General features: G+C 72.9%; 10 protein-coding genes. 9 read left to right on the top strand and 1 reads right to left on the bottom strand.

What is annotated here, in order from left to right:
- Nucleotides 1–908, bottom strand: a 908-nt coding sequence (locus CCS38_RS09525; protein WP_223732764.1) for an SDR family oxidoreductase, incomplete at its 3' end; no start/stop codon positions are given.
- Between the two features lie 134 nt (nucleotides 909–1042).
- On the opposite strand from CCS38_RS09525, the gene CCS38_RS09520 reads away from it, so the two are divergent.
- The 9 genes from CCS38_RS09520 to CCS38_RS09480 all read left to right on the top strand — a co-directional run bounded on the left by CCS38_RS09520 (nucleotide 1043) and on the right by CCS38_RS09480 (nucleotide 9904).
- Nucleotides 1043–1537 carry an SRPBCC family protein gene (locus CCS38_RS09520; RefSeq protein ID WP_223732763.1) on the top strand — a complete coding sequence of 165 codons (495 nt, stop codon included), beginning with the start codon at nucleotides 1043–1045 and terminating at the stop codon, nucleotides 1535–1537.
- Between the two features lies 1 nt (nucleotide 1538).
- The gene (locus CCS38_RS09515; protein ID WP_223732762.1) at nucleotides 1539–3167 is read left to right on the top strand and encodes a phytoene desaturase family protein; all 1629 of its coding nucleotides are present in this window, start codon (nucleotides 1539–1541) and stop codon (nucleotides 3165–3167) included.
- Between the two features lie 130 nt (nucleotides 3168–3297).
- Nucleotides 3298–4470 carry a Gfo/Idh/MocA family protein gene (locus tag CCS38_RS09510; RefSeq protein ID WP_223732761.1) on the top strand — a complete coding sequence of 391 codons (1173 nt, stop codon included), beginning with the start codon at nucleotides 3298–3300 and terminating at the stop codon, nucleotides 4468–4470.
- 8 nt (nucleotides 4471–4478) lie between these two features.
- Nucleotides 4479–5414 (top strand): DUF6807 domain-containing protein, encoded by a 936-nt coding sequence (locus CCS38_RS09505; protein WP_223732760.1) that lies wholly within the window; start codon nucleotides 4479–4481, stop codon nucleotides 5412–5414.
- A 35-nt stretch (nucleotides 5415–5449) separates the two neighbouring features.
- A complete protein-coding gene (locus tag CCS38_RS09500) occupies nucleotides 5450–6196 on the top strand; it encodes a cupin domain-containing protein (protein WP_223732759.1) in 747 nt (248 codons plus the stop codon).
- 3 nt (nucleotides 6197–6199) lie between these two features.
- Nucleotides 6200–7474, top strand: coding sequence for an ABC transporter substrate-binding protein (locus CCS38_RS09495; protein ID WP_223732758.1), 1275 nt, complete (start codon nucleotides 6200–6202; stop codon nucleotides 7472–7474).
- Between the two features lie 11 nt (nucleotides 7475–7485).
- A complete protein-coding gene (locus tag CCS38_RS09490) occupies nucleotides 7486–8442 on the top strand; it encodes a carbohydrate ABC transporter permease (RefSeq protein ID WP_223732765.1) in 957 nt (318 codons plus the stop codon).
- Complete coding sequence (locus tag CCS38_RS09485; protein WP_223732757.1) at nucleotides 8442–9302, top strand: carbohydrate ABC transporter permease; 861 nt, start codon at nucleotides 8442–8444, stop codon at nucleotides 9300–9302. Before CCS38_RS09490 ends, CCS38_RS09485 begins: the two co-directional genes overlap by 1 nt.
- On the top strand, nucleotides 9299–9904 hold the full coding sequence (locus CCS38_RS09480) for a hypothetical protein (RefSeq protein ID WP_223732756.1): 606 nt from the start codon (nucleotides 9299–9301) through the stop codon (nucleotides 9902–9904). Before CCS38_RS09485 ends, CCS38_RS09480 begins: the two co-directional genes overlap by 4 nt.
- Nucleotides 9905–9932 lie beyond the last annotated feature (28 nt).

Genomic DNA, 9932 nt, shown 5'->3' with positions numbered 1-9932 from the left:
CCCGCCGTGCGGCGGCCGCCGGCCCAGCCGCCGCGGACGGCGCCGCCCGGCAGCGGGTGGGCGACGCTGCCCGCGGTGTCCGGGGCCGGTTCGGTGCGGGACAGGTGGGCGCGGTTCATCTGGTACGCCAGGGCCTTCTCCATCAGGCGCGGCGTGAGCTTCGTCTGGAGGGCCAGGACCGCGGCGGCGGGGCCGACGTACGTCTCGCGGCGCGGCGAGCGGACCAGCCGGAGGGCCTTCCGGGCCGCCCGTTCGGGGGTGTAGACGGGGGCCATCGGGAGGACCTTGCGGCCCGAGTAGTTGGCGGCGCTCTCGAAGAACGGGGTGTCCATGGTGGCGGGCAGCATGGTGCAGACGTGCACGTCCCGGTGGCCCTCCAGCCACAGCTCCTGGCGCAGGCTGGTGCCCAGCGACCGGACGGCGGCCTTGGCCAGCGCGTACGGGGCGTTGTACGGGACCGGCGAGACGCCGACGATCGAGGAGACATTGATCAGGGTGCCGCTGCCCTGGCGGCGCATCACGGTGAGCGCGGCGCGGGCTCCGTACACATAGCCCATGACGTCGGTGTCGATCACCTTGCGGCAGACGTCCGCCGGGATCTCGTCGAGCGCGCCGAAGGCGGCGACGGCGGCATTGTTGATCCAGACGTCGATCCGGCCGAAGGCCGCGACGGCCTCCTGGGCGAGCCGGTCGACGGCGGCGGCGTCGGTCACCTCGGTGGGGACGGAGAGCGCGCGCCCGGCGCCGCGCCGGCGGCAGCGGCGGGCGACCTCGTTCAGCTCCTCGGCGCGCCGCGCGGCCAGTACGACGTGCCAGCCGCGGGCCGCGAACGCCTCGGCGCACGCCCGTCCGACGCCGCTCGACGCGCCGGTGATCACCACGACACCACCCTCATGCTGGCGCTTCATAGCCGTCTCCTCCATACGTACGGCCTCGGACCGGGCCGTGGTGACTGTCGGGCCCACAAGTACCCTGGCAGGCATAATGCACACATATCGGATCATCCACTGACCACCCTCCGTCACCCCGCAGGGAGTCCGACATGGCCGTACGGCACCAGCTCATCGCCCGCAAACCGGCCGCCGTATGGGCGGTACTGGAGGACTGCACCCAGTACGGCGACTGGGTGGTCGGCCCCTCGGCCTCCGATCCGGAGGACGGCGACTGGCCGGACGTCGGCTCGTCCATCTGCTACAAACTCCGGCTGGGGGTGCTGGAGCTGGCCGGCCGTACGGTCGTGCGGCGTCACGAACCGCCCCGGTGTCTGGAGCTGGAGGCGTACTGCGACCCGCTCGGATCGGCCCGGATCGCGCTGGACATCCGCCCCTGGGGCGAGGAGACGCTGGTCATCGTCGACGAGCACCCGCTGCGCGGCTTTGGCGGCCTGGTGCACAACTTCGCCCTGGACGCGCTGCTGCAGCTGCGCCACCGCAATATGCTCAAGCGCCTGGCGAAGGTGGTGGAGAGCCTGCCGCCCGAGGCGGATTTCGGCAGCGCGGGGCAGGGCCCGGGTTCCGAGTTCCCGGCGGGACGGTGACATGCCCGACGCGGTGGTGATCGGCGCGGGACCCAATGGCCTGGTGGCCGCCAATCTCCTCGCCGACGCGGGCTGGAGCGTCACGGTACTGGAGGCGCAGCCCGGGCCCGGCGGCGCCGTCCGCAGCGACCGGGGCGTCCACCCGGACTACATCAGCGACGTCTTCAGCGCGTTCTACCCGCTCGCGGCCGCCTCGCCGGTGGTGCGCGGGCTGGAGCTGTACCGGTACGGGCTGCGCTGGAGCCACGCGCCGCACGTTCTCGCGCACCCGCTGACCGACGGCAGATGCGCGGTGCTGGCCCGCGACCGGGCGGCGACCGCGGCCGGACTCACGGACTTCGGGGCGGGCGACGGCGAAGCGTGGGAACACCTGTGCAGCATCTGGGACCGGCTCGGCGAGGACATCATGCGGGCGCTGTTCACGCCGTTCCCGCCGGTGCGCGCCACCGCCCGGCTGGCGGCCCGGCTGCACGGCGCCGGCGGGCTGCGGCTGGCCCGCAGCCTGGTGCTGCCGGTACGCCGGCTGGGTGAGGAGGAGTTCGCGGGCGACGGCGGCCGGCTGCTGCTGGCGGGCAACGCGCTCCACGCGGACCTGGCGCCGGAGGCCGCGGGCAGCGGCGGATACGGCTGGCTGCTGGCCATGCTCGGGCAGGCGGTCGGCTTCCCGGTGCCGGTCGGCGGGTCGGGCGCGCTGACCGAAGCGCTGGTCACCCGGCTGGCGGAGCGCGGCGTCGCCGTGCGCTGCGGGGAACGGGTGACCGAGGTCGTGGTGCGGCACGGCCGCGCCGTGGGGGTGCGCACGGCGGACGGGGAAACGGTCCCGGCCGGCCGGGCGGTACTGGCGGACGTGCCGGCGCCGGACCTGTACCGGGAGCTGGTCGGCGCCGGGCAGCTGCCGGCGCGGATCTTCGACGATCTGCGCCGGTTCCAGTGGGACTTCGCGACGTTCAAGGTCGACTGGGCGCTGGACGGCCCGGTGCCGTGGAGCGCGCCGGAGGCCGCCCGGGCGGGAACCGTCCATCTCGCCGACGGCGTCGATGAGCTGACCCGGTTCGCCGCGCAGATCGCGATGGGACTGGTGCCCGACCGGCCGTTCGCGCTGTTCGGCCAGATGACGACGGCGGACGCCACCCGGTCGCCGGCCGGCACGGAGTCGGCGTGGGCGTACACCCATGTGCCGCAGACCGTGAAGGGGGACGCGGGGCCCGACGACCTGACGGGGCGCTGGGGGCCGAGCGAGCAGGAGGCGATGGCCGACCGTATCGAGGAGCAGGTGGAGCGGTTCGCGCCCGGCTTCCGCGGCCGCGTCCGGGCCCGGCGCATCCTCGCGCCGCCCACCCTGCAGGCCATGAACGGCAATCTGCACGGCGGCGCGCTCAACGGCGGTACCGCCAACATGCACCAACAGCTCGTCTTCCGGCCGCTGCCCGGCACGGGCCGCCCGGAGACCCCGGTCCCCGGCCTCTACCTCGCCTCGGCATCCGCCCACCCCGGCGGCGGGGTGCACGGCGCGCCCGGCGCGAACGCGGCACGCGCCGCCCTCCGCGCGGGCGGCCCGGCCCGTTTCCTCGCCACCGCACAGGGGACGCTCGCCAAGCGGGGACGCGGTGGCGAGAAGGGCCGTACGTAAGCCGTTCCGGGATCCGGCCACCGTTTGCACCACCGAACTTCCTTTGCTGCAGGGGTCTTGTCGTGACGCGCGGCGCGGGCCTAGTGTCGCCAGCCGGTAAGCGCTTTCTATCCGAGGGAGCTGTCCCGGCATGCCCGTTGCGCAACCGCCCGCCCAGCCGCCACCCGGCGACACCACGCCCGTCTCCCCCGTCCGCGCAGCCGTCGTCGGCACCGGCGGCATCGTCACCGGCAGCCACCTGCCGGCCCTGCGCGAACTGCACGGCCGCGTGCGGCTGGTGGCCGCCGTCGACACCGATCCCGCACGGCTCACCGCCTTCCGCGACCTGGCGGGCGAGGACGTGCGCGGCTACGACGGCCTCGCCGGGATGCTCGCCGCCGAGCGCCCGGACCTGGTACTCCTCGGCACCCCGCCGGCCCTGCACGCCGAGCAGGCGCAGGCCGCGCTGCGGGCCGGTGCCTGGGTGCTCTGCGAGAAGCCGCTGTGCCTCTCCCTCGCCGAGTACGACGCGATCGCGGCGGCGGAGGGCACCGAAGAGGGCGGCACCGGCGGCCCGTACGCCTCCGTCGTCTTCCAGCACCGGTACGGATCGGGCGCGGTGCACGCCCGCGAGCTGCTGCGCTCCGGGGAGCTGGGGCGCCCGCTGGTCGCGCAATGCCAGACCACCTGGTACCGGGACCGCGCGTACTACTCCGTCCCCTGGCGCGGCCGCTGGGCCACCGAGGGCGGCGGGCCGACCATGGGCCACGGCATCCACCAGATGGACCTGCTGCTGCATCTGCTCGGCGACTGGACCGAGGTACGGGCGATGGCGGGCCGGCTGGTGCACGACGTGGAGAGCGAGGACGTCTCCACCGCGCTCGTCCGGTTCGCCGACGGCACCATGGCCACCGTCATGAACAGCGTGCTCAGCCCCGACGAGGTGAGCCGCATCCGCATCGACTGCGCGGACGCCACCGTCGAACTGACGCATCTGTACGGGCACTCCAACGACGACTGGGCGTACACCCCTGCCGTGCACGCCCGCGACGACGAGCGGCGCACCACCCACTGGCGCACCCCGGCCGCCGACATCCCCAGCTCGCACGCCGCGCAGCTCGACGGCTTCCTGGCCGCCATGGAGAAGGGCGTCCGCCCGCCCGGCAGCGGCGCGGAAGCGCGCCGCACGCTCGAATTCCTCGCCGCGCTCTACAAGTCGGCGTTCACCGGGCGGCCGGTCGGCGCGGGCGAGATCGGTCCGGACGACCCGTACTACCACGCCATGCACGGCAACCACCCCGACTGGGCACCGAAGGAGCAGTGACCGCTGCGATGAGCGCACCGACGCCGATCACCGTCACCCACACCCACGGCGAGCGCATCCGGGTCGCCGCCGGCGGCACCGAGCTGCTGTCGTACGTCTACGCCCCCGACCCGGTGGCCTTCGAGTCCCGCAAGCCGTACGTGCACCCGCTGCGCACCCTCGCGGGACACACGGTCAGCGGCTACCGGCCCAACGACCACCGCTGGCACAAGGGCCTGCAGATGACCGCGAGCCACCTGTCGGGCCAGAACTTCTGGGGCGGCAACTCCTATGTGCACGGCGAGGGGTACCTGCCGCTCCACGAGCGCGTCGGTTCGATGCGCCACGACGGCTTCGACTCCTTCGAGGTGGCCGAGGACCGGCTGGACTTCACCGAATTGCTGACCTGGGTCGAGAACGGCGGCCAGGAGTGGGCGCGCGAGCGCCGCACGGTCGCGGTGCACTCGATGGACGCGGAGGCCGGCGCGTACGCGCTGGACTGGTCGATCCAGCTGACCAACGTCCGGGACGAGGCGCTGCGCTTTGGGTCGCCGACGACCGCGGGGCGGGAGATGGCGGGCTACACCGGGCTCCAGTGGCGCGGCCCCCGGGCCTTCACCGGTGCGCAGGTGCTGACCCCGGCCGGCCCGAGCACCGACGAGGAGACGATGGGCAAGCCCGTCACCGAGCATCCGTGGATCGCGGTCGTCGGCGAGCACGACGACGTGGACGGGCACGCCACCCTCGCCTTCGCGCACGCACCGGAGAACGCCGCCGCCGTCCACGCCTCGCACTGGTTCGTACGCTCCGAGCCGATCCCGTCCGTCGCGTTCTCCTGGGCGTTCTTCGAGGAGTTCGCGCTGGAACCGGGCGAGTCCTTCGCGTACCGCTACCGGGTGCTGGTCGCCGACGGTGCGTGGGATCCGCACCGCATCGAGGCCCATCTGAAGTCGCTGGCCTGGTGACGGACGGACCGAGGGACTGAAGAAGGGAGCCGGTCATGGTCATGGACGCGCCGCTGCCGGGCGGCATCGGACTGTCGCATCTCAGCGCCTATGAGTGGGAGGCCGCCGACGGTGTGTGCGGGGGCAGCCCCCATCTGCACCTCGCCTGCACGGAGGCGTATGTCGTCACCGGGGGCCGGGGCGCCGTACAGACGCTGAGCGTCGCGGACGGCTACCGCGAGACGCCGCTGGAGCCGGGCGTGATCGCCTGGTTCACGCCGGGGACCGTGCACCGCATGGTCAACGGCGCCGGGCTGCGGGTGACGGTGCTGATGCAGAACGGCGGGCTGCCGGAGGCCGGGGACGCGGTCTTCACCTTCCCGCCCGAGGTGCTGGCCGATCCGGCGGCGTACGCCGCTGCCGCCGCGCTGCCCGCGAAGGAGGGGCCCGAGGCGGAGGCCGGTGCGCGCAAGCGCCGGGACCTCGCCGTCGAGGGGTACCAAGCGCTGCGTACCGCACTGGCGGCCGGTGACGACGGGCCTCTGCGCGCCTTCCACGAGGCGGCCGCCCGGCTCGTCGCGTCCAAGGCCGACGCCTGGCGGGAGCGCTGGCGCCAAGGCGCGCTGGCCGCCGCCGAGCGGACGGGGCGGCAGCTCACCGCGCTCGCCGGGGGCGACGCGGCGCATCTGGCCGAGGGCGGGGTGCGGTCGGCGCGGCCGACCCGGCACGGCGGGTACGGCATGTGCGGCCGCCGCGAAGAATACGAACTGCCCGGTACGACGCTTCCGTACTACGGGGAGTGAGCCGTGCGACGTCTCAGAACCCTCGCGGCCGTGGCGCTCGCCCTCTGCCTGGCCCTCGCGGGCTGCGGCGGCGGTGCGGCCTCCACCGCCGCCGGCGGCAAGGTCACGCTCCGCTTCACCTGGTGGGGCAACGCGGACCGGGCAGCCCGCACCGAGCAGGCCGTCGCCGCCTTCGAGCGGGCGAACCCCGGCATCGACATCCAGACCTCGTACTCCACGTACGAGTCGTACAAGCAGAAGCTGGCCACCCAGGCGGCGGGCGGCGACGTCCCCGACCTCATCCAGCTGGACTACCGGCAGATCAGCCAGTACGCGGGCTCGGATGTGCTGCTCGACCTGGGGACTCAGCGCAAGACGCTGCCCACCGAGGACATGGACTCCGGGCTGCTGAAGACCGGGCAGGTGGACGGCGTGCAGTACGCGCTGCCGATGGGCGTCGGCACGCAGGCCCTCGCGTACGACAAGGAGGCGTGGCGGAAGGCCGGGCTGCGGACCCCGAAGGCGGGCTGGACCTGGGAGGACTGGGCGGACGCGCTGCGCAGGCTGAAGGCCGCCGGGTACGAGCGGCCGATGACGGACCCGGGCTCGATGGAGGACTGGTTCGAGGTCTGGCTGCGGGGGCAGGGCAAGCGGCTGTACGGCGCTGACGGGCAGGCCGCCTTCAGCGCGGCCGACCTGGCCCGCTTCTGGACCTTCACCTCCGGACTGCGCAAGGAGGGGCTGGTCAGCCGGGCCAAGGACACCACGCAGATGGCGGGCTCGGTCGAGGACTCGCCGATGGGCCGCAAGCGGGCGGTCGCGGAGTTCAACTGGGACGCGCCGTCAGCCGGTTACGAGGCCATGTACGGGGACCGGCTGGCGCTCGCGCCGATGCCGGCGGACCCGGACGGCACCCCGGGCCAGTACTTCAAGCCGTCGATGCTCCTCGGGATCGCCGCCGGCACCGCGCACCCGCGCGAGGCGGCCCGCTTCCTCGACTTCCTGCTCAACTCCGACAAGGCCGCCGACATCCTCGGCGTGGACCGCGGCACCCCGGTCAACAGCCGGCAGCGGGACCGGGTCCTGCCGAAGGTCACCGGCTTCCAGCAGCAGGTCGCAGGGCTCCAGGAGTCACTGGAAGGCAAGCTGAAGGATCCGCCGGCCGCGCCGCCGCGCGGCGACAACGGCCTGCAGTCGACGTTCCAGCGCGACTACGACCAGGTGGCCTTCGAGCAGGCGTCCCCGCGCGAGGTCGCCGAGGACTTCCTCACCGAGGCACGGACGGAGCTGAGACCGTGAGCACCCGAACGATGGACGAAGCGGCCGCGCTTCCCCGGCAGCGTCCGGCCCCCTCGGGGCCCGCAAAGAAACGGCGGCCGAAGCGCGAACGGGAGGGCGCCGCCTGGGTGTTCCTCTCCCCCTGGGTGATGGGCGCCGCGGTCCTCACCCTCCTCCCGATGGCGGTCTCCCTCTACCTCTCCTTCACCGACTACGACCTCTTCGACCCGCCGTCCTGGGTCGGCCTGCGCAACTACACGCAGATGTTCACCGAGGACCCGCGGCTGCTCCGCTCGGTGGGGAACACCCTGCTGTACGTCCTGGTGGCCGTGCCCCTGCAGCTCGCGCTGGCGCTGGCCGTGGCGGTCGCGCTGAAGTCGATGAAGCGCGGCAAGGGCTTCTACCGCTCCGCCTTCTACGCCCCGTCGCTGCTCGGCGCCTCCATGAGCATCGCGCTCGTCTGGCGGGCGCTGTTCAACGACGGCGGCACCGTCGACAACGTACTGGGCTCCCTGGGCCTGCACACCGGCGGCTGGGTCAACCGGCCCGGCTGGGCGCTGCTGTCCGTGGCGCTGCTGACGGTGTGGCAGTTCGGCGCGCCGATGGTCATCTTCCTGGCCGGGCTCCAGCAGATACCGAAGGAGCTGTACGAAGCGGCGTCGGTGGACGGTGCCGGGCGGTGGCGGCAGTTCGTCTCGATCACCCTGCCGATGCTGTCCCCGGTCCTCTTCTTCAACCTCGTCCTGCAGACCATCCAGGCGTTCCAGGTCTTCACCCCGGCGTTCGCGGTGAGCGGCGGCCGGGGCGGCCCGGCGGACTCCACCCTCTTCTACACGCTCTACCTCTACGACCGCGGCTTCACCGCCTCGCACATGGGCTATGCCTCCGCGATGGCGTGGGTGCTGCTCATCGCCATCGGCATCGTCACCGCGGTGCTCTTCCGCACCTCCCGCTCCTGGGTCTTCTACGCGAACGAGGAGGGCCGCTGATGAGCACCCTGAAAAGTGCGCCGATGACCGTCAACTGGCCGCGTACCGCCCTGCACGCCGGCTGTCTTCTCGTCCTGCTGGTCATGCTGTATCCGCTGGGCTGGCTGGTGGCGACGTCCTTCAAGCCGGCCGACGAGGTCCTCGCCAGCCTCGCGCTGCTGCCGTCCCGGCTCGCCACGGAGAACTACACGACGGCCGCGGCCGGTATCGAGGGCGTCAGCCTGCTGAAGCTCTTCGGGAATTCGCTGACCATCTCGATCGGCGCCGTGCTCGGCAATGTACTGAGCTGCTCGCTCGCCGCGTACGCCTTCGCACGGCTGCGGTTCCGGATGCGCGGGCCGCTGTTCGCCTTCATGATCGCCACGATCATGCTGCCGCACCACGCGGTGCTGATCCCGCAGTACATCGTCTTCAACCAGCTCGGCATGGTGAACACCTTCTGGCCGATGGTGCTGCCGAAGTTCCTGGCCACCGACGCGTTCTTCGTCTTCCTCATCGTGCAGTTCATGCGCGGGCTGCCGCGCGAGCTGGAGGAGGCGGCAAAGATCGACGGCTGCGGGCCGTTCCGTACCTTCGCGCGGGTCGTGCTGCCGCTCACCCGGCCCGCGCTGATCACCACCGCGATCTTCACCTTCATCTGGACCTGGAACGACTTCTTCACCCAGCTGATCTACCTCTTCGAGCCGGACAAGTACACGCTCACGCTCGCCCTGCGCACCTTCGTGGACACCTCCAGCCAGTCCGCGTACGGCCCGATGTTCGCGATGTCGGTCTTCGCGCTGCTCCCGATCGTGCTGTTCTTCCTCGCCTTCCAGCGCTTCCTGGTGGAGGGCATGGCGAACTCGGGGGTCAAGGGATGAGTGCCCCGACGGACACGGCGTCCGGGCGGCGGGAGCCGGGCGAGCTGTTCGGGCCGCGCTTCGAGCTGTTCGCCGATGTGCTCGCGCTCGGGCTGGTCACGGCGGTGGCCTGTCTGCCGCTGGTGACCGTACCGGCCGCACTGGCCACGGCCTGCACGCTGCTGCGGCGGCGCCAGCGGTACGCCGAACCGTGCACGGCCGGCCATTACGTCCGGGCCCTGTGTGCCCGGCGGTGGCGCGCCGACCTGGCCGCCGGCGGCCTGCTGCTCGCGTTCGGCGTGCTGTTCGCGGCGGACACGGCACTGGCCGCGGCGGGGCTGCCGGGGGCCGTACCGTTCGCGCTGTTCCTGGCGGCCGTCGGCACGGTACTGGCGGTGATCGCGCTCCGCGCCTGCGCGCAGGAGCAGGCGGCCGGGCACTGGCGCGCGGCGCTGCGCGCGGCCGCCCTGTGCTCCGCGCGCGATCTGCCCGGCTCCCTCCTGGTCCTGCTCGCGCTGGCCACGGCGGCGGTCTGTGCCTGGGTGCTGCCGCCGCTCCTCTTCCTGGTCCCGGGGCCGTTGGCCGTGGCGCTGACGGCAGTGGAGCGCCGGACGGACGGCTGAGGCGGGGGTTCCGGACGCCAGACACTTA

The organism is Streptomyces purpurogeneiscleroticus (assembly GCF_020024005.1).
GTDB lineage: Bacteria > Actinomycetota > Actinomycetes > Streptomycetales > Streptomycetaceae > Streptomyces > Streptomyces purpurogeneiscleroticus.
The sequence above is the reverse complement of the archived record's forward strand: the minus strand, read 5'-3'. Positions and strand labels throughout refer to the sequence as shown.

What these genes read in the sequence shown, in the direction of transcription:
- CCS38_RS09500 (WP_223732759.1), top strand. Translation starts at nt 5,450, where the DNA reads ATGGTCATGGACGCGCCGCTGCCGGGCGGCATCGGACTGTCGCATCTC.
- CCS38_RS09515 (WP_223732762.1), top strand. Translation starts at nt 1,539, where the DNA reads ATGCCCGACGCGGTGGTGATCGGCGCGGGACCCAATGGCCTGGTGGCC.
- CCS38_RS09510 (WP_223732761.1), top strand. Translation starts at nt 3,298, where the DNA reads ATGCCCGTTGCGCAACCGCCCGCCCAGCCGCCACCCGGCGACACCACG.
- CCS38_RS09480 (WP_223732756.1), top strand. Translation starts at nt 9,299, where the DNA reads ATGAGTGCCCCGACGGACACGGCGTCCGGGCGGCGGGAGCCGGGCGAG.
- CCS38_RS09490 (WP_223732765.1), top strand. Translation starts at nt 7,486, where the DNA reads ATGGACGAAGCGGCCGCGCTTCCCCGGCAGCGTCCGGCCCCCTCGGGG.
- CCS38_RS09485 (WP_223732757.1), top strand. Translation starts at nt 8,442, where the DNA reads ATGAGCACCCTGAAAAGTGCGCCGATGACCGTCAACTGGCCGCGTACC.
- CCS38_RS09520 (WP_223732763.1), top strand. Translation starts at nt 1,043, where the DNA reads ATGGCCGTACGGCACCAGCTCATCGCCCGCAAACCGGCCGCCGTATGG.
- CCS38_RS09505 (WP_223732760.1), top strand. Translation starts at nt 4,479, where the DNA reads ATGAGCGCACCGACGCCGATCACCGTCACCCACACCCACGGCGAGCGC.